21 protein-coding genes and 1 pseudogene are annotated in these 21,610 nt (G+C 69.4%); 4 read left to right on the plus strand and 18 right to left on the minus strand.

Going from position 1 to position 21,610, the window contains the following annotated elements:
• Window positions 1-11 precede the first annotated feature (11 nt).
• From rpoZ to pyrR, 10 genes are all read right to left on the minus strand, one after another.
• The gene (rpoZ, locus tag MHN84_RS06305; RefSeq protein WP_057146494.1) at window positions 12-326 is read right to left on the minus strand and encodes a DNA-directed RNA polymerase subunit omega; all 315 of its coding nucleotides are present in this window, start codon (window positions 324-326) and stop codon (window positions 12-14) included.
• A 44-nt stretch (window positions 327-370) separates the two neighbouring features.
• Window positions 371-982, minus strand: a complete 612-nt coding sequence (gene gmk / locus MHN84_RS06310) for a guanylate kinase (RefSeq protein WP_241203763.1) — start codon at window positions 980-982, stop codon at window positions 371-373.
• Between the two features lie 9 nt (window positions 983-991).
• Window positions 992-1,309 (minus strand): integration host factor, actinobacterial type, encoded by a 318-nt coding sequence (mihF, locus tag MHN84_RS06315; protein WP_003932123.1) that lies wholly within the window; start codon window positions 1,307-1,309, stop codon window positions 992-994.
• 367 nt (window positions 1,310-1,676) lie between these two features.
• Window positions 1,677-2,492, minus strand: a complete 816-nt coding sequence (pyrF, locus tag MHN84_RS06320) for an orotidine-5'-phosphate decarboxylase (protein WP_241203764.1) — start codon at window positions 2,490-2,492, stop codon at window positions 1,677-1,679.
• Between the two features lie 3 nt (window positions 2,493-2,495).
• The gene (gene carB / locus MHN84_RS06325) at window positions 2,496-5,834 is read right to left on the minus strand and encodes a carbamoyl-phosphate synthase large subunit (RefSeq protein WP_241203765.1); all 3,339 of its coding nucleotides are present in this window, start codon (window positions 5,832-5,834) and stop codon (window positions 2,496-2,498) included.
• Window positions 5,835-6,959: a glutamine-hydrolyzing carbamoyl-phosphate synthase small subunit gene (gene carA / locus MHN84_RS06330; protein ID WP_241203766.1), complete on the minus strand. Its 1,125-nt coding sequence runs from the start codon at window positions 6,957-6,959 to the stop codon at window positions 5,835-5,837.
• A complete protein-coding gene (locus tag MHN84_RS06335; RefSeq protein ID WP_241203767.1) occupies window positions 6,956-7,459 on the minus strand; it encodes a transporter in 504 nt (167 codons plus the stop codon). The genes carA and MHN84_RS06335 overlap by 4 nt, the downstream gene beginning before the upstream one ends.
• Complete coding sequence (locus MHN84_RS06340; RefSeq protein ID WP_241203768.1) at window positions 7,456-8,736, minus strand: dihydroorotase; 1,281 nt, start codon at window positions 8,734-8,736, stop codon at window positions 7,456-7,458. Before MHN84_RS06340 ends, MHN84_RS06335 begins: the two co-directional genes overlap by 4 nt.
• Window positions 8,733-9,680 (minus strand): aspartate carbamoyltransferase catalytic subunit, encoded by a 948-nt coding sequence (locus tag MHN84_RS06345; RefSeq protein WP_241203769.1) that lies wholly within the window; start codon window positions 9,678-9,680, stop codon window positions 8,733-8,735. The genes MHN84_RS06340 and MHN84_RS06345 overlap by 4 nt, the downstream gene beginning before the upstream one ends.
• Window positions 9,677-10,246, minus strand: a complete 570-nt coding sequence (gene pyrR / locus MHN84_RS06350) for a bifunctional pyr operon transcriptional regulator/uracil phosphoribosyltransferase PyrR (RefSeq protein ID WP_308192916.1) — start codon at window positions 10,244-10,246, stop codon at window positions 9,677-9,679. Before pyrR ends, MHN84_RS06345 begins: the two co-directional genes overlap by 4 nt.
• A 113-nt stretch (window positions 10,247-10,359) precedes the next feature.
• Here pyrR and MHN84_RS06355 point away from each other — a divergent pair, with 113 nt between their 5' ends.
• From MHN84_RS06355 to MHN84_RS06365, 3 genes are all read left to right on the plus strand, one after another.
• Entirely contained in the window at window positions 10,360-11,565 is a 1,206-nt protein-coding gene (locus MHN84_RS06355) for a beta-lactamase family protein (protein WP_241203770.1), read from the plus strand.
• A 339-nt stretch (window positions 11,566-11,904) separates the two neighbouring features.
• Window positions 11,905-13,203, plus strand: coding sequence for an HNH endonuclease (locus MHN84_RS06360; protein ID WP_241203771.1), 1,299 nt, complete (start codon window positions 11,905-11,907; stop codon window positions 13,201-13,203).
• Between the two features lie 35 nt (window positions 13,204-13,238).
• A complete protein-coding gene (locus tag MHN84_RS06365) occupies window positions 13,239-14,444 on the plus strand; it encodes an FAD-dependent monooxygenase (RefSeq protein ID WP_241203772.1) in 1,206 nt (401 codons plus the stop codon).
• On the opposite strand, the gene MHN84_RS06370 is transcribed toward MHN84_RS06365, so the two are convergent.
• From MHN84_RS06370 to MHN84_RS06385, 4 genes are all read right to left on the minus strand, one after another.
• Entirely contained in the window at window positions 14,404-15,270 is an 867-nt protein-coding gene (locus tag MHN84_RS06370) for a CoA ester lyase (protein WP_241203773.1), read from the minus strand. The genes MHN84_RS06365 and MHN84_RS06370 overlap by 41 nt on opposite strands.
• Before the next feature lie 75 nt (window positions 15,271-15,345).
• The gene (gene nusB / locus MHN84_RS06375; protein WP_241203774.1) at window positions 15,346-15,861 is read right to left on the minus strand and encodes a transcription antitermination factor NusB; all 516 of its coding nucleotides are present in this window, start codon (window positions 15,859-15,861) and stop codon (window positions 15,346-15,348) included.
• Entirely contained in the window at window positions 15,854-16,417 is a 564-nt protein-coding gene (efp, locus tag MHN84_RS06380) for an elongation factor P (RefSeq protein ID WP_043408450.1), read from the minus strand. The genes nusB and efp overlap by 8 nt, the downstream gene beginning before the upstream one ends.
• A 21-nt stretch (window positions 16,418-16,438) precedes the next feature.
• Window positions 16,439-17,524 (minus strand): Xaa-Pro peptidase family protein, encoded by a 1,086-nt coding sequence (locus MHN84_RS06385; RefSeq protein ID WP_241203775.1) that lies wholly within the window; start codon window positions 17,522-17,524, stop codon window positions 16,439-16,441.
• Window positions 17,525-17,557: 33 nt separating this feature from the next.
• On the opposite strand from MHN84_RS06385, the gene MHN84_RS06390 reads away from it, so the two are divergent.
• Window positions 17,558-18,163, plus strand: a complete 606-nt coding sequence (locus MHN84_RS06390; RefSeq protein WP_241203776.1) for a B-4DMT family transporter — start codon at window positions 17,558-17,560, stop codon at window positions 18,161-18,163.
• Here MHN84_RS06390 and aroB read toward each other — a convergent pair.
• The 4 genes and pseudogenes from aroB to MHN84_RS06410 all read right to left on the minus strand — a co-directional run bounded on the left by aroB (window position 18,160) and on the right by MHN84_RS06410 (window position 21,604).
• A complete protein-coding gene (gene aroB, locus MHN84_RS06395; protein WP_241203777.1) occupies window positions 18,160-19,245 on the minus strand; it encodes a 3-dehydroquinate synthase in 1,086 nt (361 codons plus the stop codon). The genes MHN84_RS06390 and aroB overlap by 4 nt on opposite strands.
• A 146-nt stretch (window positions 19,246-19,391) precedes the next feature.
• A pseudogene (locus tag MHN84_RS06400) lies at window positions 19,392-19,901 on the minus strand (shikimate kinase); the annotation flags it as partial.
• Window positions 19,901-21,115 (minus strand): chorismate synthase, encoded by a 1,215-nt coding sequence (gene aroC / locus MHN84_RS06405; protein ID WP_241203778.1) that lies wholly within the window; start codon window positions 21,113-21,115, stop codon window positions 19,901-19,903. The gene aroC and the pseudogene MHN84_RS06400, both read right to left, overlap by 1 nt.
• A 45-nt stretch (window positions 21,116-21,160) precedes the next feature.
• Window positions 21,161-21,604 carry an A24 family peptidase gene (locus MHN84_RS06410; RefSeq protein ID WP_241203779.1) on the minus strand — a complete coding sequence of 148 codons (444 nt, stop codon included), beginning with the start codon at window positions 21,602-21,604 and terminating at the stop codon, window positions 21,161-21,163.
• Between the last annotated feature and the right edge of the window lie 6 nt (window positions 21,605-21,610).

Genomic DNA, 21,610 nt, shown 5'->3' on the forward strand with positions numbered 1-21,610 from the left:
CGCAGCCGCTTCTACTCGCCCTCGGTGTGCTCGAGCAGGTCCTCGTGGATCTCGCGCATCGCGATCGACAGAGGCTTCTCCTGCAGACCGGGCTCGACGAGCGGACCGACGTACTCGAGGATTCCGTCACCGAGCTGGTTGTAGTAGTCGTTGATCTGACGTGCACGTTTGGCGGCGTAGATCACCAGCGCGTACTTGCTCGACGCGCGGTCCAGCAACTCGTCGATGGGCGGATTGGTGATGCCCAACGGCGTGTCGTAGGAGCTGGCGGCGGACGGATCGAGGTCCACGGCAGCCAGCCGCGTGTCGGCGTGCGGGGTGCTCACGAAAAAGGTCTCCTGGCGATTCGAATCGAGAAGTTCACGTCTGATCAAGACTGATCTGGCCGCACCGGTGTGTGGGCCACCAGCAAGGATACCAACGCAGCGCACGCCGATTCCACTTCCGTGTTGACGACGACCTCGTCGAAGTCACCCTGGGCGGCCAATTCGGTGCGGGCCGTCGCCAGCCGGCGGGCCATCACCTCGGCGCTCTCGGTGCCGCGGCCGGTCAGTCGGTGTTCGAGGGCCTCCCAGTTGGGCGGCGCGAGGAACACGGTCAGCGCCTCCGGCATGGCCGCCTTCACCGCCCGCGCCCCGGCGAGATCGACCTCGATGAGCACCGGACGACCCTCGGCTGTCGCGGCCCGGACCGGGGCGGCCGGTGTGCCGGAGCGGTGCAGACCGCCGTGGATCTCCGCCCACTCCAACAGCTCACCGTCATCGATGAGGCGTTGGAAGCGCTCGGGCGTGACGAACGAGTAGTCGATGCCGTCGATCTCACCCGGTCGCGGCGCCCGGGTGGTCACCGAGACGCTGAAGTACAAGTCGGCGACCCGGTCCCGCAGGCACCTGACCACGGTCGACTTACCGACGGCAGACGGGCCGGACAGCACCAGGACCGGAGCCCGTGGGTGCGTATCCGGCCGGCCGCCTTCGCTCACCGACCTCCCTTACGAGAAGTCGAACTTTTCCAGCAGGGCCTTGCGCTGGCGATCACCGAGGCCACGCAGTCTGCGGGTCGGGGCGATCTCGAGCTCGGTCATGATCTCCTGGGCCTTGACCTTGCCGACCTTGGGCAGGGCCTCCAGCAGCGCGGAGACCTTCATCTTGCCCAGGACCTCGTCGGTCTCGGCGTCCTTGAGGACCTGCTTGAGGTTGGTGCCGCCGCGCTTGAGCCGATCCTTGAGTTCGGCACGCGCTCGACGTGCGGCAGCAGCCTTCTCCAACGCTGCCGCGCGCTGTTCGTCGGTCAACTGGGGAAGGGCCACGGGTTCCTCCGTATCGTCACCATCTGTTTTTCTCTCGGCCGGTCGTGGTGGATCGCGAACCAGCCAGCGTGGACGACCGTACCCACGCGGGCTGACGAAAGCTAACCCCACCCCCGAGTTCTGCGGCCAAAAGCCCAGCGTGTAGGGCGCGGGAGGGGCGCGCGGCGCGATCGGCGCGCCCACTGGGCCCGCGCTTGCCGAAATCGTGCCCTGCGACGGAAAGCCCTGCATATCGGCGGTTTTGCCGCCACGCGGGCATGACGGTCGTCGCTGCGCCGTCGATGGGCGCTCGTCACACCCGCCACACCCGGGTGTCTCGAGAAATTTTCGCAGGTCAATCGCTGTCGGGCGTGTCGCGCGGAGGCGCTCAACCCTGCAGATGGGCGACCGCGTCGCGCATGCGTTCGGCCGCCGCGCGGACCGCCACGCAGTCCGGGCCCGCCCGCAGCACCTCGCGGGAGACCGCGGGCAGCAGTTGCCCCGGCCGGGCCCCTCCCAGGCCCGCCAGCGCGTCGGGACGGCCACCCTGCGCACCGACCCCCGGAACCAGGACTGGCCCGCCCAGCGCGCTCACATCCGGCGGATCGGCCACCGTGGCGCCGACGACCACCCCGATCGAACCCGCCCCGGTGTCCGCGTTGGCCGCGGCGGCAGCGTCGACGATCGACTGTGCGACCGTCCGCCCGCCCGCCTCGGCGCGCTGCACCGAGGCGCCCTCGGGGTTGGAGGTGGCCGCGAGGACGAACACACCCCGGCCGCGGGCCAGGGCGGTGTCCACCAGCGGCTGCAGGGATCCGAACCCCAGGTAGGGCGAAGCCGTGACGGCGTCGGCGGCCAGCGGCGACTCCCCCGCCCACGCGGCGGCGTAGGCCGCCATCGTCGACCCTATGTCGCCGCGCTTGGCGTCGGCGAGCACCAGCACGCCCTCGGCGCGCAGAGCCGCGATCGTGCGCTCGAGCACGGCGAAGCCCGCCGATCCGTAGGCCTCGAAGAAGGCCACCTGCGGCTTGACCACCGCGAAGCCGGCGAACGCCCGCACACAGATGTCGCTGAATCGGGCCAGGCCGTCGGCGTCGGTGCTCAGCCCCCAGGCCTCGAGCAGTTGCGGGTGCGGGTCGATGCCCGGACACAGCGGTCCGCGACGCGCCATCGCCTCGAACAGCCGGTCACCGAACCCGCCCACCGGTCAGGACCCCAGCGCGCTGTGCAGCTCCTGCAGCGACATCACACCGATGTCTCCGCGGATGCTCGCCTCGATGCCCTGCACGGCCGCCGATGCGCCCTGCACCGTTGTGACGCACGGGATGTTCATCGCCACCGCCGCCGAGCGGATCTCGTAGCCGTCGATGCGGGGGCCGGAGTTGCCGTAGGGGGTGTTGATCACCATCTGCACGTCACCGGCCTTGATCGCGTCGACGGCCGACACCGCGGGCCGGTCCGGGCTGGGTTCCTCGAAGTGCTTGCGCACCTCATCGCACGGAATGCCGTTGCGGCGCAACATCTCCGCGGTGCCCTCGGTGGCCAGGATGTGGAAGCCGAGATCGGCGAGACGTTTCACCGGGAACACCAGGGACCGCTTGTCGCGGTTGGCCACCGACACGAACACGGTGCCCTGGGCGGGCAGCGAGCCGTAGGCGGCGGTCTGGCTCTTGGCGAACGAGCTCCCGAAATCGTGGGCGATGCCCATCACCTCGCCGGTGGACTTCATCTCCGGCCCGAGCAGCGAATCGATCTGGCTGCCGTCGTGCTTGCGGAAACGGTGGAACGGCAGGACCGCTTCCTTGACCGCCACCGGGGCGTTGCGCGGCACTGTCGCACCGTCGCCCTCGGCGACCAGCAGACCCTCGTCGCGCAGCCCGGCGATCGTGGCGCCCAGCATGATCCGTGCGCACGCCTTGGCCAGCGGCACCGCCGTGGCCTTAGAGACGAACGGAACGGTGCGGCTGGCGCGCGGGTTGGCCTCGAGAACGTAGAGCACATCGTCCTTGAGGGCGTACTGCACGTTGAGCAAACCGACCACGCCGACGCCGAAGGCGATCGCCTCGGTGGCGCGGCGCACGGCCTCGATGTCGCTGCGGCCCAACGTCACCGGCGGCAAAGCACAGGCGGAGTCGCCGGAGTGGATGCCGGCTTCCTCGATGTGCTCCATGATGCCGCCGATGTAGACCTCGGTGCCGTCGCACAGCGCGTCGACGTCGATCTCGATGGCGTCTTCGAGGAAGCGGTCCACCAGCACGGGATGCTCGGGTGAGAGTTGCGTGGCGCGGGTGATGTAGCCCTCGAGCGTGTCCTCGTCGTAGACGATCTCCATGCCGCGCCCGCCGAGCACGTAGGACGGCCGCACCAGCACGGGGTAGCCGATCTCGGCGGCGATGCGGCGGGCCTGCTCGAAGCTGGTCGCCATGCCGAAGCGCGGTGCGGGCAGTCCGGCGTTGGTGAGGACCTCGCCGAAGCGGCCGCGATCCTCGGCCAGGTCGATCGCCTCGGGCAGCGTGCCGACGATCGGCACCCCCGCCTTCTCCAAACGCTCCGCGAGCCCCAGCGGGGTCTGGCCGCCGAGCTGCACGATGACCCCGACCACGCCGGGGCCGCCGCGCCCGGAGTACTGCTCGGCGAAGTAGACCTCGAGCACGTCTTCGAACGTCAGCGGCTCGAAGTAAAGCCGGTCGGCGGTGTCGTAGTCGGTCGAGACCGTCTCCGGGTTGCAGTTCACCATGACGGTCTCGAAGCCGGCCTGGCTCAGCGTGGTCGCGGCGTGTACGCAGCTGTAGTCGAACTCGATGCCCTGGCCGATGCGGTTGGGCCCGGAGCCGAGGATCAGCACCTTGGGCTTCTCGGCCTGCGGCGCGACCTCTGTCTCGGCGGCGGGGTCGAGCTCGTAGCTGCTGTAGTGATAGGGCGTCTTGGCCTCGAACTCCGCGGCGCAGGTGTCGACGGTCTTGTACACCGGATGGATGCCGAGGCGCCGCCGCAGCGCGCGCACGCCCACCTCGCCGGCCAATTCCGGTCGCAACGCGGCGATCTGGCGATCCGAGAGCCCGTTGTGCTTGCTGCGCCGCAGCAGCTCCTCGCCGAGCACCGGCGCATCGATGATCTCGGCGCGCAGCTCGACCAGACCGCTGATCTGGTCGACGAACCAGGGGTCGACGCCGGAGGCCTCGGCGACCTGTTCGACGTCGGCGCCCAGTCGCAGCGCGTATTCGATGTCGTAGAGCCGCCCGTCGGTCGGGGTCCGGAGGCGCTCGAGCACCTCGTCCACGTCGGCGTCGTCGTCAGGGCCGGTCCAGAATCCGAGCCTGGTGGTTTCCAGCGATCGCATGACCTTGCCGAGGGCCTCGACGAAGTTGCGGCCCAACGACATCGCCTCACCCACCGACTTCATCGTGGTGGTCAGCGTGGCGTCGGCGCCGGGGAACTTCTCGAACGCGAAGCGGGGAGCTTTGACCACGACGTAGTCCAAGGTCGGCTCGAAGCAGGCCGGCGTTTCCTTGGTGATGTCGTTGACGATCTCGTCGAGCGTGTAGCCGATGGCCAGCTTCGCAGCGATCTTGGCGATCGGGAAGCCGGTGGCCTTCGACGCGAGCGCACTCGAGCGGGATACGCGCGGGTTCATCTCGATGACGATCAGGCGGCCGTCTTTCGGGTTGACCGCGAACTGGATGTTGCACCCGCCGGTGTCGACGCCGACCTCGCGCAGGATCTCGATGCCCAGGGTGCGCATGGTCTGGTATTCGCGGTCTGTCAGCGTCATCGCCGGCGCGACGGTCACCGAGTCGCCGGTGTGCACGCCCATCGGGTCGAAGTTCTCGATCGAGCACACCACCACCACGTTGTCGTGGTGATCGCGCATCAGCTCGAGCTCGTATTCCTTCCAGCCGTAGATCGATTCCTCGATCAGCACGTTCGCCGACGGGGACGCCGCCAGGCCGTCGCCCGCCATCCGCTCGACGTCCTCGGCCGAGTACGCCATCCCCGAGCCCAGCCCGCCCATCGTGAAGCTGGGCCGCACCACCACGGGCAGCCCGAGGTCGGCGACGGTCTCGCGCACCTCGTCCATCGTGAAACAGACTCGGCTGCGGGCGGATTCACCGCCCACCTTGGCCACGATGTCCTTGAACTTCTGCCGGTCCTCACCGCGCTGGATGGCGTCGAAGTCGGCACCGATCATCTCGACGTCGTAGCGCTCCAGCGCGCCGCTCTCGTACAGCGAGACCGCGGTGTTCAGCGCGGTCTGACCGCCGAGGGTGGCCAGCACGGCGTCGATCTTGTTGCCGCGCTCGGCCTGCTGGGCGATGACCTTCTCGACGAACGCGGGGGTGATGGGCTCGACATAGGTGTTGTCGGCGTACTCGGGGTCGGTCATGATCGTCGCCGGGTTGGAGTTGATCAGGGTGACCTGCAGCCCCTCGGCGCGCAGCACGCGGCAGGCCTGAGTGCCCGAATAGTCGAACTCGGCGGCCTGACCGATCAGGATCGGCCCGGACCCGATGACCAGGATGTGGTTGAGGTCGGTACGGCGCGGCATCTATTTCTCTCCCGCCATCAGGTCGATGAACTGGTCGAACAGGTAGTTCGCATCGCGGGGGCCCGCGGCGGCCTCCGGGTGGTACTGCACGGAGAAGGCCCGCCCGTTGGTCAGCGCCACGCCTTCGACCACCCCGTCGTTGGCGCAGGTGTGGGTGACCACCGCGGCGCCGAACGGCGTGTCGAACTCTTCACCGGCCTCCCCCTCGAGGGCGAAACCGTGGTTCTGCGCGGTGATCGACACGCGGCCGGTGGCGTGGTCCATCACCGGGATGTTGATGCCGCGGTGCCCGAACGTCATCTTGTAGGTCCCCCGGCCCAGCGCCCGGCCGAGGATCTGGTTGCCGAAGCAGATCCCGAACAGCGGTGTGCCGGCGTCGATCACCTGTTTGGTGACTTCGACCAGGTGGTCAGCAGTGGCGGGGTCGCCCGGTCCGTTGGACAGGAACACCCCGTCGGGGCGCAGATCGGCGATCTCGGCGAAACCGGCCGACGACGGCAGCACGTGGGTGCGGATGCCACGCTCGGAGAAGTTGCGGGGGGTGTTGGTCTTGATACCCAGATCCAGCGCCACCACCGTGAACCGTTGCGCGCCGGCAGGTTCCACGACGTAGCGGTCGTCGGTACTGACCTCGCCGGCCAGATCGGCGCCGAGCATCGCGGCCTGGCCGCGCACCCGGGCCAACAGTTCCTCGGTGTCCGCCAGCGCGTCGCCGGAGAACACCCCGGCCTTCATCGACCCGCGGCTGCGCAGATGTCGCACCACCGCGCGGGTGTCGATGCCGGCGATGCCCACGATTCCCTGGCGGCGCAGTTCGTCGTCGAGGGTGCCGGTGGCCCGCCAGTTCGAGGCCCGCGGCGAGGGATCCCTGACCGCGTAACCCGCGACCCAGATCTTGTCGCCGCGGCTCTCGCCGTCCTCGTCGTTCCAGCCGGTGTTGCCGATCTGCGGCGCCGTGGCGACCACGATCTGGCGGTGGTAGCTGGGGTCGGTCAGGGTTTCCTGATATCCCGACATGCCGGTGGAGAACACGGCCTCGCCGAGCGTCTCACCCTCCGCACCGAACGGTGTGCCGGTGAAAACCCGGCCATCTTCGAGCACGAGCACGGCCACGTTCGCCGTCATGCCACCTCCTCGGGGAGCCATTTCGAATAGTCGCGCCGGTTGTCGGCGCGGAAGCCGGTGTCGATCTCGACCCCGGTGGGCAGCCGCCACCGGATCGCCAGGATGCCGTCGTGGGTGAGAGCTTTGCCGGCGAGACTCTTCTCGGCGCGGATGTCGGTGATCATCTCGTCCGGAATCCAGATCGGGCCGGCGCCCGTGCGCTGCATCATGATTCCCTCGGGATACCGGGTCAGCACGGCCTTGGCGCGAAAGCCCAAGTCCGCCGCGGCGACCCGGTCGTTCCAGTTCGGCACCAGGGTGGACCCGACGTAGAGGCCCTTGGTGGGTGAGACGATCGCCGCTCCGACGGTGTCGGGGAGCTGCGGCAGCGTGCCGAGCAGTTGCGCCTGCCGTTCGGCGCGGCGCCGCCAGCCGCGCAGCATCACGCCGATCAGCACCGCGATCAGCAGCGCCAGGATCGCGGCCATGATCAGCGAGGCCACCAGCGTCGCGGTGTTCATGCGCCCGCCTTCCCGTCACGGGCGGTGACGGTGCCGCGCAGCAGCGTCGCCGTCACGACGGCGGGCAGTTCCATCGCCTCGTACGGGGTGTTGTCGGAGCGGCTGGCCAGAGCGGCACCGGTGACCGTCCAGCGCGCATCGGGGTCGACGATGGTCAGGTTCGCGGGCTCGCCCACCTCGAGCGGGCGGCCCTGGTCGGGCAGGCCGACGATGCGAGCGGGCGCCTCGCTCATCACTCGGGCGACGTCGCGCCAGGTCAGCAGGCCGGGCCGCACCATCGTGTCGACGACCACCGACAGCGCGGTCTGCAGTCCGAGCATGCCCGGCCGCGCGTGGGCGAACTCGCACATCTTCTCGTGTTCGGCGTGCGGGGCGTGATCGGTTGCCACACAGTCGATCACGCCGTCGGCTAGCGCCTGACGCAGTGCGACGGCGTCGGCGGCCTCGCGCAGCGGCGGGTTGACCCGGTTGCGGCCGTCGTAGGAGGACAGCCGGCTGTCGTCGAGCAGCAGGTGGTGCGGAGTCACCTCCGCGGTGATCGCGATGCCCTGCTCCTTGGCCCACCGGATCAGCTCCACGGTGCCCGCCGTCGAGGCGTGGCAGATGTGCACCCGGGCGCCGGCGTCGCGGGCGAGCAGGGCGTCGCGGGCCACGATGGATTCCTCGGCGGCGCGGGGCCAGCCGGCCAGGCCGAGCAGCGCCGCGGTGGGTCCTTCATGCGCCACCGCACCGACCGTCAACCGCGGCTCCTCGGCGTGTTGGGCGATCAACACGCCGAGCCCCGAGGCGTATTCGAGCGCGCGGCGCATCACCAGCGGATCGTCGACGCACACCCCGTCGTCGGAGAACATCCGGACCTTGCCCACACCTGCGGCCATCAGCCCCATCTCGGTGAGCTGCTTGCCCTTCAGCCCGACGGTGACCGCGCCGACGGGATGCACGTCGACCAGCCCGACCTGCTGCCCGCGGTGCCACACGTGGTCGGTGACGACTGCGGAGTCGGCGACCGGGTCGGTGTTGGCCATCGCGAACACCGCGGTGTACCCGCCCAGTGCCGCTGCCGCCGAACCGGTCTCGATGTCCTCGGCGTACTCGCGGCCTGGTTCGCGCAAATGCGTGTGCAGGTCGACGAAGCCGGGCAGGAGGATCTGACCCGGCGCGTCGATGGTGTCGTCACCGGTGAGACCCGTACCGATCTCGGCGATCTGGCCGTCGTCGACGCGCACGTCGACCGGGTCACCCTCGCCGTACAGCAGCACACCTTTGAGAACCGTCATGCGCTGATCGCCTCCACTTCGGTACCGACGAGCAGATGGAACAGCACCGCCATGCGCACATGCACGCCGTTGGAAACCTGTTGCAGCACAGCCGATTGCGACGAATCAGCGACCGAGTGCGCGATTTCCATACCGCGCAGCATGGGACCGGGGTGCAGGACGACGGCGTGCTCGGCCAGCTGCGCCTGCCGCTTCTCCGACAGGCCGTAGCGCACCGAATACTCCCGCGACGACGGGAAGAAGCCGCCGTTCATCCGCTCGGCCTGCACGCGCAGCATCAGCACGGCATCGGCGAGCGGCAGTTCGGCGTCGAGCTCATGGGAGACGGTGACGGGCCACCCGTCGACCCCGACGGGCAGCAGGGTCGGCGGAGCAATGAGTACCACCTCTGCGCCGAGTGTGTGCAGCAGCGCGACATTCGATCGGGCGACCCGGCTGTGCAGGACGTCGCCGACGATCACGACGCGCTTGCCGTCGACGGAGCCGAGCCGCTGCCGGATGGTCAGCGCGTCGAGCAGCGCCTGGGTGGGGTGCTCATGGGTGCCGTCGCCGGCGTTGATGACGCTGGGTCCGCCGGCCTCGTCGAGGGTCCACGCGGCGAGCTGCTGGGCGGCGCCCGAGGCGGGATGGCGGACGATCAGAGCGTCGGCCCCGGCCGCGCGCAGCGTCAGAGCGGTGTCGCGCAGCGACTCCCCCTTGGCCACCGACGATCCCGAGGCGCTGACGTTGATCACGTCGGCGCTCATCCACTTGCCCGCGACCTCGAACGAGACCCGGGTGCGGGTGGAGTTCTCGTAGAACATCGTGATGATCGTGCGGCCGCGCAGCGTCGGCAGCTTCTTGACCTCGCGGCCGAGCAGGGCCTCACGGAACCGGTCGGCATCGTCGAGGATCGCGGTCGCGTCGTCGCGGCTCAGGTCTGCCGCCGTCAGAAGATGTTTCACCGTTGCGGACCTCCCTGCGGTGCGATGGAAACGCCGTCGTGGCCGTCGTTCTCGGTGAGCCGCACCTTGACGTTCTCGCTGCGCGAGGTCGGCACGTTCTTGCCGACATAGTCGGCGCGGATCGGCAGTTCGCGGTGACCGCGGTCCACCAGGACGGCCAGCTGCACGGCGCGGGGCCGGCCGAGGTCGCGCAGCGCATCCAGCGCCGACCGCACGGACCGGCCGGTGTAGAGCACGTCGTCGACCAGGATCACCAGGGCGCCGTCGATGCCGCCCTGCGGGATCGACGTCGGAGCCAGTGCCCTGGGCGGCTTCGACATCAGGTCGTCGCGGTAGAGGGTGGTGTCGAGTGCACCGTGTGCGACGTCTGTTCCGCTGAACTCGGCGATGTTGGAGGCCAGCCGCGTGGCGAGTGTCACGCCGCGGGTGGGGATTCCGAGAAGGACGACCTGCGGCGCGTCGGGCGCGTCCAACGCGGTCTTCTCGATGATCTGGTGGGCGATGCGGGCGATCGTTCGACTCACGTCCGCCGCGGACATCAACTCCCGGTCACTGGTGGCAGCCACGGGTAACCCGGACCTCCTTCTCCGCCTCACGGGACGGTCGTTAAAGGACGGTCAAATCGCGGCAAGGCTATCACTGTGCGCTGCCCCCGGCACCGCTGACCTACTCTGGCGCGATGAACCTCGACCGCAATCAGACCTCCATCGTCGAGGCGATCGACGCAGGACTGCTCGCCGGAGCCGTCACGCTGGTGTGGCGGGCGGGCGACATCCTGCAGGTCAACGAGTTGGGCTACCGCGACGTCGACGCCAAGCTGCCGATGCAGCGCGACACCCTCTTCCGCATCGCATCGATGACCAAGCCGGTGACCGTGGCCGCGGCGATGACGCTCATCGAGGAGGGGGCCCTGGCCCTGTCCGATCGGGTCGCGACGTGGCTGCCGGAGATGGCCGACATGCGGGTGCTCACCGACCCCGGCGGGCCGCTGGATCGCACGGTGCCGGCTCAGCGGCCGATCACGATCGAGGATCTGATGACCCACCGCAGCGGGTTGGCGTACATGTTCTCGATCCGCGGGCCGCTGGCCGACGCCTACCGCAGACTTCCCGCCCGCCAGGATCAGGATCGCTGGCTGACCGAGCTGGCGGAGCTGCCGCTGGTTCATCAACCCGGCGATCGGCTGACCTACAGCCACGCCACCGATGTTCTCGGGATCGTGCTGTCCCGCCTGACGGGCAAACCGCTGAGCCAGGTGCTCGCCGAGCGCATCCTGGAGCCATTGGACATGTCGGACACTGCCTTTCACGTCGGACCCACGGGTCGCCGGCGCGCGGCGACGATGTACCAGCTGACGCCGGACAACGAGCTGCGCCACGACGTGATGGGTCCGGCGCCGATCGTGGACCCACCGTTCTGTATGGGCGGGGCGGGCCTGTGGTCGACCGTCGACGACTATCTGGCGTTCGCCCGGATGCTGCTCGCCGGTGGGACGGTGGACGGGGTGCGGGTGCTGTCGGAGGAGTCGGTGCGGTCGATGCGCACCGACCGACTGACCGACGAGCAGAAGCGCTACGACTTCCTCGGGGCGCCGTTCTGGATCGGCCGTGGATTCGGCCTGAACCTGTCGGTGGTGACGGATCCTGCGAAGTCGCGGCAGCTGTTCGGGCCGGGCGGGGAGGGCACGTTCTCGTGGCCCGGCGCGTACGGCACGTGGTGGCAGGCCGACCCCACGTCCGATGCCATCCTGATCTACCTGATCCAGAACATGCCGAGCCTGTCGACGGATGCGGCAGCCGCTGTCGCGGGCAACACGTCGCTGGCCAAGCTCGCCAGCGCGCAGCCGAAGTTCGTGCGACGGACATACGAGGCGTTCGAACTGTAGGCGCGGCCCGCGTTACTGACCGACGGCTGTTGCCGCTACGCCGCGGCGTGTCGGGCGTGGTCGGCCATGTGGGCCACTGCTGCTGCTTGGCCAGTTGCGCGTGCGGGGGCTATCCCGGCTCGCAAGGTATCTATCGCCGCGCGCGGCCGCTCATCACCTCGACAAGCGTTCTCGAACAACGGGAGCGCGCGCTCGGCAGCCCAGCGGACGAGGGCTTTGCGCCTTGTGTGGATCGGGGTTCGTGCCCTTCTTTGCGAGATTGGCCACCGCGCGATGCTTTCACGTCGAGCAAGCGCCGGCTTCATCGGCTTGTCGGTGGGTCGCACTAGAGTAGGTGGCATGTTCGCACAAGTGTTCGATATCGACCAGTCGGCCTCGGAGGCTGAGCTGCGTGATGTCGTGGCACGCTGCGAACGTGTGAAAGCTCAGGCGGCCGCGGTGCAGGCCCGCGCCACCGCGCTGTGGGCGGAGAAACGCCGAATGGCCGAAGCTGCTGCCGGGATGCCCGTGGCGAAGCAAGGCCGGGGCTTGGCCTCCGAAGTCGCGCTGGCCCGGTCTGATTCGCCGGCCCATGGCGGTCGGCATCTGGGCTTCGCCCAAGCCTTGGTGCACGAGATGCCCCACACCCTGGCCGCCCTCGAATCCGGGGTGTTGACCGAGTGGCGGGCCACCCTGATCGTGAAGCAGTCCGCCTGCCTGATGGTCGAGGACCGGCGCACGTTGGATGCCGAGCTGTGCGCTGACCAGCAAGCGCTGGTGGGGTTGGGCAATGCCCGCATCGAAGCCGCCGCCGCCGCGATCGCAGCGCGCCTGGATGCTGCCGCGGTGGTGGAGCGCAAGGAACGCGCGGCGGCGTCTGCGCGGGTGTCGACGCGGCCCGCCCCCAACGGCATGGTGCAGCTGACCGCGCTGATGCCCCTTTCGCAGGGCATCGGGGTGTATGCCGCCTTGAAGCGTGAGGCTGACCTGTGCGGGGACGGGCGCCCGCGCGGACAGATCATGACCGACACCCTCTACCAGCGGGTCACCGCCCGCCCGGCCGAGACGCCGGCGCCGATCGCGGTGAACCTGGTCATGGCCGACACCACCCTCTTCGGTGACGACGACAGCCCCGGCTGGGTCGAGGGCTATGGGCCCGTGCCGGCGGCGGTGGTACGCGACCTGGTGTCGGACACCGTCACCGACGAGACGGCGAAAGCCACGCTGCGGCGGCTCTACCGCCACCCCACATCGGGGCAGCTGGTCGCGATGGAATCGCGTGCCCGGACCTTCCCGGCAGGGTTGGCGGCGTTCATCGGGCTACGGGACCAGACGTGTCGCACCCCCTACTGCGACGCCCCCATCCGCCACCACGACCACGCAGTCCCCGCCCGCCACAGCGGACCCACCTCCGCGCTCAACGGATTGGGTACCTGCGAAGCCTGCAACTACGCCAAAGAAGCCCCCGACTGGACCGTCACCACCCACGACACCGACGGCCGCCACACCGCCACCTACCGAACCCCCACCGGCGCGACCTACCACTCCACCGCACCACCCATGCCCGGACCACCGATACGGCGCCGCTACAGCGTCATCGAAGGAGAACTCAGCATCGACATCGTCGAACTGAGCGCCGAACTGAAACGCTCAGCTTGACCGTGACAGCCGCTGGCGCGCAGTACATTACGGGTATGCAGAGCCCGACCGTGCTGATCAATGGTGCCGGTATCGCCGGCCCGGCGCTGGCCTTCTGGCTGAATCGCGCGGGCTACCGGGTGATCGTGCTCGAACTCGCGTCGAGCATCCGGCCCGGCGGCCAGACCGTCGACCTGCGGGGCACCGGCCGCGAGGTCGTGAAACGGATGGGATTGCTCGACCAGATGCGGGCGCGGGCGCTCCACCAGAGCGGCGCGGCGTGGGTCAAGGGTGATGGCAGCCGACGGGCCGAGATGCCGGTCACGGCGTTCGGCGGCAACGGGCTCGTGTCGTCGCTCGAGATCCTGCGCGGCGACCTCGCCGCGGTGCTCTACGAGGCGACGCGCGAGGACGTGGACTACCGGTTCGGCTCCACCGTCACCGGTCTGGAGCAGAGCGAAGACGGTGTCACCGCAACCCTGGCCAACGGCACCCGCCTGCCCGTCGATCTCGTCGTCGGCGCCGACGGGCCGCACTCGGCCGTACGCCGCATCGGGTTCGGCCCCGAGGACCGCTACGTCCGTCCCCTCGGCGGCTACCACGCGTGGTTCTCCGCCCCGGACACCGTCGGGCTCGACGGATGGTTCCTGCTCTACCAGGCGCCGGGCGGCCTCAACGCATCGATGCGGCCATCGCACGATCCGGCAATTGCCAAGGCAGGACTGGCTTTCCAATCGGAACCGCTGGACTACGACCGCCACGACATCGACGAGCAACGGCAGATCCTGGTCCACCGATTCGCCGGGGCGGGATGGCACTGTGATGCGCTGCTCGCCGCTGCCGCAGACGCCGACGACTTCTACTTCGACGCCTTCGCGCAGGTCCACATGCCGACATGGTCGTCGGGGCGGGTGACGTTGGTCGGAGATGCCGGCTATTGCGCCTCCCCGCTGTCGGGAATGGGCACCAGCCTGGCGCTGGTCGGCGCCTACGTGCTGGCCGGCGAGCTCGGCCCTGCCGAGCGCTTCGATGCCACCCGCCTGGCCCCGGCACTCGCGCGCTACGAGCAGGCGATGCGCCCCTATGTCGATCGCTGCCAGGACCTACCACGCGGGGTCGAGGGCTATGCGCCGATGCGGGAGTCCGACATCGTGATCACCGCGGCGGTGATGAAGTGGTGCCAGCGGTGGCCGTTCCGATCGGTCGCCGAGAAGAAATGGTTCACCACCGCGGATTCGATAACGCTGCCGGACTATCGCTGAGCACACCGAGCTTGGCAGCCAGGTCGAGGATCGCCTCGGCCCGGGCACGGGTGGGTCCGGAGCTACCGTCGTAATGACTTGACGGTGCATCCAGGCGCGCGAGTATCGCCCGTGCAGCGTCGATCTCGTCCAGCGACGGGCTCAGCAGCGTGTTGATCGTGCCTGCGTGTCCGGCGTCCAGGCACAGCCGGCCCGTCATCCCGGCTGCCTTGGCGATCTCGGTGTCGCGCGGGAGATCCCCGGCGTTGTCACGCAGTGTCGGACCGTCGATCGGCGCGGGCAATCCCGCAGCCCGGCTCGCGATGACCAGGCGGGCGCGCGGATAGGCCAGGACCATCGGATCGGCGCACATCCCGGTATCGCGACGGAAATCGCCGATCCCGAACGCGATTCGGGCACACGAGCGCGCGATCTCCAGCGCCGATTCGATGCCGAGCGCGGACTCGATCAGGGCGACCACAGGCGTCCCGGCAGGCAACCGCTGCGCCGTCGAGACCACATCGTGCGCGGACTCGACCTTGGCGAGTATCACCCCGCTCAGGCCCGGCACACCGGCCACCGCATCCAGGTCGGCGTTCCAGTTCGGGGTGCCCGCACTGCTGATCCGCACCCATGCCTGCCCGTCGCCGTCGAGACATTCGGCGACCGCCCGCCGACCGGCCGGCTTGTCAGAATCGGGAAGACCGTCCTCGATGTCGAGAACCACGACATCAGCCTCCGACGCCAGCGCGCGCTGACAGCCCGGCCGCGCGGGCTCCAAAAGCCAGGTACGCGCCAGCGACCAGTGCGGCCGGTGAACACAGTGAGCTTCGGGGAAGACCGTCACCCCTGTGATGTTCGCCGACAGCTCAGCTCAAAGCCAGGTTGCGCACATTTAGTTCATCGCGGCCGGCGCGAGAATTCACCCGGCGGTGCCGTCGGCTCCGTTGCTGCCCGCGCGCACCGCCGCCGCGGCCGCGCGGATCTGCGGCGTCACGAGCATCACCTGACCGAGTACTCCGTTGACGAAGCCCGGCGAGTCGTCGGTCGACAGCCGCTTGGCCAGCTCGACCGCCTCGTCGACGGCGACCGGCTCGGGCACGTCCTCGGCGTGCAGCAGCTCCCACACCGCAACGCGCAGGATGGCGCGGTCCACGGCAGGCAGCCGGTCCAGCGTCCAACCCTGCAGGTGCGACGAGATGAGATCGTCGATGTGCGCTCGGTGTTCGGTGACGCCCCGCGCCACCGTCACCGTGTACGGGTTCAGCGGCGCGATACCGTCCTCATCGGACCAATCGTCGGTCTGCTTCTGCGCCAACGTGTTTCGCGCTTCGGCAACCTCGGCCGGGGTGATGTCGCGGGCCTCCGCCTCGAACAGCAGATCGACCGCGCGTTTACGGGCCTGGTGCCGGCCCCGGTCTCCCCTGCGGTCAGCCATTGACCCTTCCCAGGTAACTTCCGTCCCGCGAGTCCACCTTCAGCTTGTCGCCGGTGTTGATGAACAGCGGCACCTGGATCTCGGCGCCGGTCTCCAGCGTCGCGGGCTTCGTGCCGGCGCTCGACCGGTCGCCCTGCAGACCCGGCTCGGTGTGGCTGACGAGAAGCTCGACCGTCACCGGCAGCTCCAGGTACAGCGCCGTGCCGTCATGGAACGCGATCTGCACGGGCATGCCCTCGAGCAGGAACCCGGCCAACCGGCCCACCAGCGCCTCCGGCAGCGGGTGCTGCTCGTAGTCCTCGGAGTCCATGAACACGAAGTCCGAGCCGTCGCGGTACAGATAGGTGGCGTCACGCCGGTCGACCGTCGCGGTTTCCACCTTCACCCCGGCGTTGTAGGTCTTGTCGACGACCTTGCCCGACACCACGTTCTTGAGCTTGGTGCGCACGAAGGCAGGTCCCTTGCCGGGTTTGACGTGCTGGAACTCGACGATCTGCCACAGCTGGCCGTCGATCTGCAGGACGAGCCCATTCTTGAAGTCGGCGGTCGATGCCACGGTGGGGTGTACTCCTAGCGTCTAGAGGATCATCAGGTCCTTGCCGAACCTGGTCAGTAGTTCGGGCCCCTCCGGGGTGACCGCCAGCGTGTCCTCGATGCGGACGCCGCCGCGATCGGGCAGGTAGACACCGGGCTCGACGGTCACTGCGGAGCCAGCAAGCAGTGTACCGGCGGCTGCGGAGTTGATTCCGGGCGCTTCGTGGATCTGCAGACCGACGCCGTGCCCGAGGCCGTGGCCGAAGTTCTCGCCGTAGCCGGCATCGGCGATGACCTGCCGCGATGCGGCGTCGACGTCGCGCAACACGACGCCGGGTGCCAGCGCTTCGCGCCCGGCCTGCTGCGAGCGCGCCACGAGTCCGTAGATGTCGTGCTGCCACTGCGCGGCCGGCGCGAGCACGAACGTACGGGTCATGTCCGAGTGGTAGCCGCCGACGAGCGCACCGAAGTCGATCTTGACGAAGTCCCCGGCGGCGAGCACCGCCTCGGTGGGCCGGTGGTGCGGGACGGCCGAGTTGGCCCCGGTCGCGACGATCGTCTCGAACGACGCGCCGTCGGCACCGTGTTCGAGCATCAGCGCCTCGAGCTCGTTGCGCACCTGCTTCTCGGTACGCCCGGCGCGCAGCCCGCCACGCTGCACCAGATCCTGCAGTGCCGCGTCAGCGGCGTCGCATGCTCGGCGCAGCAGCGCGAACTCACCCGCGTCCTTGACCTCGCGCAGCGCCTCGATCATGCCTGCGGCTCGCACGAACTCGACCTTCCCGTCCGCCGCATCGCTCAACGCAGCGAACGCGTCGACGGTCACCACGTGGCTCTCGAACCCCAGGGTGCGCACACCGGTTGCGGCCGCCCGCGCCGCCAGATGGGGCCCGCAGGCCCGTTCGATGACGACCTCGGCGTCCGGCGCCTGGGCAGCCGCCTGGGTCCGATAGCGGCCATCGGTGGCCAGCACCGGCGTGTCGTCTCCGACCAGGACCAGAAGCGCCGCGTTGGATCCGGTGAAACCGGACAGATAGCGAACGTTGACCAGGTCTGTCACGAGCATGGCGTCGATCTCGGCGTCGGCAAGACGCTGGCGCAGCCGGTCGCGGCGGGCAGAAATCGTCACGACTGCCGACGCTACTCGCTAAGGTGAGGCCTCATGAGCAAGTGGCTGCTGCGCGGACTGGTGTTCGCCGCCCTGATGGTGATCGTCCGATTGCTGCAGGGAGCGTTGATCAACACCTGGGAAACCAAGGCCGGTCTGATCAGTGCCGTCCTGGTCGCGCTGTACGCGGTCGTCGTCTTCATCTGGGGTTACATCGACGGTCGCGCCGACGCCCGAGCCAACCCGGACCCGGACCGTCGGTCGGATCTGGCGATGACGTGGCTACTGGCCGGACTGTTCGCCGGCGTGGTCAGCGGCGCGGTCGCCTGGTTCATCGGCCTCTTCTACAAGAACCTCTATGTCGAGGGTCTGATCAACGAGGTGACCACGTTCGCGGCGTTCACCGCGCTGCTGGTGTTCCTGTTCGCGATCGTCGGCGTCGGGCTGGGCCGCTGGCTGGTCGACCGCAAGACGCCGAACACGCCGCGTCGCCGCGAGGGTGACGACGACCGGGCAGACACCGACGTGTTCGCCGCCGTGCGCGACGACAGGGACGACCGGGACGTGCAGGACTACGAGAACGCCGAGACCGAGCGGCAGAACTCCTCGGTCGCGGTGGCCGAGGACGACGAGACCGACAAGACGCGGCGCGAGAACTAACTGCTCTCGCGCGCCACCTCGGCGTAGGCCGCCGCCAGCAGCGACGGGTCGGGCCCTTCCAGACGGCCCGGTTTGGCGAGCCCATCGAGGACCACGAACCGCAGCACCCCGGCGCGGGTCTTCTTGTCGCCGACCATCGACTCCATCAGCGCGGGCAGCGCATCCGCATCGTAGGTGACGGGCAGCCCGAGTGAGGTGAGGACAGCGCGGTGCCGCTCGGCGGTCGCATCGTCCAATCGTCCTGCGAGGCGGCCCAATTCGGCGGCGAACACCAGACCGACGGACACCGCGGCGCCGTGTCGCCACTGGTAGCGCTCCCGCCGTTCGATCGCGTGCGCCAAGGTGTGGCCGTAGTTCAGGATCTCCCGCAGCGCCGACTCTTTCTCGTCGGCGGCCACCACCTCGGCCTTGACCGCGACCGCCCGCCGGATCAGCTCGGGCAGCACGTCACCACCGGGGTCCACGGACCGCTGCGGATCGGCCTCGATCATGTCGAGGATCACCGGATCGGCGATGAATCCGGCTTTCACGACCTCAGCCATGCCGGCCACGATCTCGTTGCGCGGCAAGCTGTCCAGCGTCGCCAGGTCGACCAGCACGGCGGTCGGCTGGTGGAACGCGCCGACGAGGTTCTTGCCGGCGTCGGTGTTGATCCCGGTCTTGCCACCCACGGCGGCGTCGACCATTCCGAGCAGCGTGGTGGGCACGTGCACGATGTCGATTCCGCGCAGCCAGGTCGCTGCCGCGAAGCCGGCCACGTCGGTGGCAGCACCGCCCCCGAGGCTCACGATCGCGTCTTTGCGCCCGACACCGATGCGGCCCAGCACCTCCCAGATGAAGCCGACCACCGGCAGCTCCTTGCCGGCCTCGGCGTCCGGGATCTCGATGCGGTGCGCGTCGATTCCCTTGTCGGCCAAGTGAGCTCGGATCGCTTCGGCGGTCTGGGTGAGCGTGGGCTGATGCAGGATCGCGACCTTGTGCCTGCCGTCGAGGATGCGGCCGAGGTCACCGAGCAGTCCGGTACCGATGATGACGGGATACGGCGGGCGGGTGCGCACCTCGACGGTCACCGGTTCTGTCACGGCATGTCCTTGCGTCGACACGGGGATCCTTTCCTGGCCGCCACCGCGGCGGGACTGGGCGGCGCCTCCGTCGAGGGCGCTGCGGTCAGAGACAGTGGGGCACGCCGCCACGACGGCCGCCGACGGCGCCGGTCGCCGCGCGCAGCGGCCGGGTTCTCCAGCCGAGCGACGATGTGGCGCACCACCGCCGCCGGGTTGCGACGGTTCGTGTTGACGCGCATGGTCGCCACCTGCCGGTACAGCGGAACTCGTTGCGACATCAATGCTTTGAACTTCTCAGCGCGATCCGGGCCGGCCAGCAGCGGGCGTACGGTGGAGCCCCCGGTGCGGCGGATCCCCTCGGACGCGCTGATCTCCAGATAGATGACCGTCTGCCCGGCCAGCGCTTCACGCACACCCGGCGTGGTGATCGCGCCGCCGCCGAGGGACACCACGCCGTCATGGGACGTCAGCGCCTCGCGGATCACCTCCTCTTCGATGCGCCGGAATTCCGCTTCGCCGTCGGTGGCGAAGATGTCGGCGATCGTGCGGCCGGTGCTCTTCTCGATCGCGGCGTCGGTGTCGAGCATCTCCACCTCGAGCGCCTTCGCCAGCCGCCGGCCGATCGTGGACTTGCCCGATCCGGGCAGCCCCACGAGCACTGCCTTGGGCGCCATCAGCCCGACGCCCTGACCCCGTCGGTGGCGGGCTCGCGCGCCGCCACGGCGCGCAGGTAGGTCTCGATGTTGGCGCGGGTCTCGGTCAGGGAGTCGCCGCCGAACTTCTCCAGAGCGGCCCGCGCGAGCACCAGCGCCACCATCGTCTCGACGACAACGCCTGCCGCAGGCACCGCGCACACATCGGAGCGCTGATGGATCGCGACCGCTTCCTGGCCCGTCGCCATGTCTACGGTCGCCAGCGCGCGGGGCACCGTCGAGATGGGCTTCATCGCCGCGCGCACCCGGACCGGCAGGCCGTTGGTCATACCGCCCTCCAACCCGCCGGCGCGATTGGTCGAACGCATCACACCGTCGGGCCCGGGATACATCTCGTCGTGGGCGACACTGCCGCGCCGGCGCGCGGTCTCGAACCCGTCGCCGATCTCCACACCTTTGATCGCCTGGATGCCCATCACCGCGGCGGCCAGCTGACTGTCCAGCCGGTTCTCGCCGCTGGTGAAGGACCCCAGTCCGATCGGGAGATTGTGGGCCACGACCTCGACCACGCCGCCGAGCGTGTCGCCGTCCTTCTTGGCGGCTTCGATCTCGGCGATCATCGACGCCTCGGCAGCGGAGTCGAAGGCGCGCACCGGGCTCTCGTCGATCGCGGCCAGGTCGCCGGGCAGCGGCGGTGGCCCGTCGTAGGGGTCCGACGCGCCGATGGAGATGACGTGGGAGACGACCTCGACGCCGAGCGCCTGCCGCAGGAACGCCCGGGCCACGGTGCCCGCGGCGACCCGCGCCGCGGTCTCTCGGGCACTGGCCCGCTCGAGCACGGGACGGGCGTCGTCGAAGCCGTACTTGAGCATGCCGGCGTAGTCGGCGTGGCCGGGGCGGGGCCGGGTCAGCGGGGCGTTGCGGGCGGCGCTGTCGGCGAGCACGGCCGGATCGACCGGGTCGGCCGCCATCACGGTTTCCCACTTCGGCCACTCGGTGTTGCCGATCTCGATCGCCAGGGGTCCGCCGAGCGTCACTCCGTGCCGCAGCCCCGCGAGGATCGTCACCTGGTCCTGCTCGAACTTCATCCGCGCTCCGCGGCCGTAGCCGAGGCGGCGACGCGCGAGCGCGGCGGCGACGTCGGCAGAGGTCACCTCGACGCCGGCGACCATCCCCTCGACCATCGCCACCAATGCACGACCGTGGGATTCCCCTGCTGTGGTCCATCGCAACACGTGTCCCAGTTTCGCATGAGGCGGCCGGGGTCCGGAAAACGGCGACTACCGCAGCGCAGGCTCGGCCAGGCCCAGTACGACTGCGAGAGCCGTCGCCAGGCACATCGCCGGCCCGTGCGGCACCGGCGTGCGCACGCCACGCAGCAGGCGCGTCGTACCCCACAGCCCGGTCAGCAGCGAGGCGCCGACGGCGCACAGCACCCACGCCTGCATCCCGAACGCGCCGGTCACGCCGCCCACACCGAGTGCGAGTTTCACGTCGCCAGCGCCCAGCGCCCCCGGTGCCGCCAGGTGCACCAGCGCATAGACGCCGGTCAACGCCACGGCGCCGAACAGTGCACCCGAGCCGCGCCCCGACAGCGCGGCCGCGATCAGGATCACCGCCGCACCGGGCAGCGTGAGCAAATTGGGCAGGCGGTGGCACCGCAGATCGTAGGTGCTCAACGTGATCAGCCAGCCCGCCAGCGCCACGAACGCCGTCTCCCCCATCGCTCG

It is taken from the genome of Mycobacterium sp. PSTR-4-N (genome assembly GCF_022348085.1).
Classification (GTDB): domain Bacteria; phylum Actinomycetota; class Actinomycetes; order Mycobacteriales; family Mycobacteriaceae; genus Mycobacterium.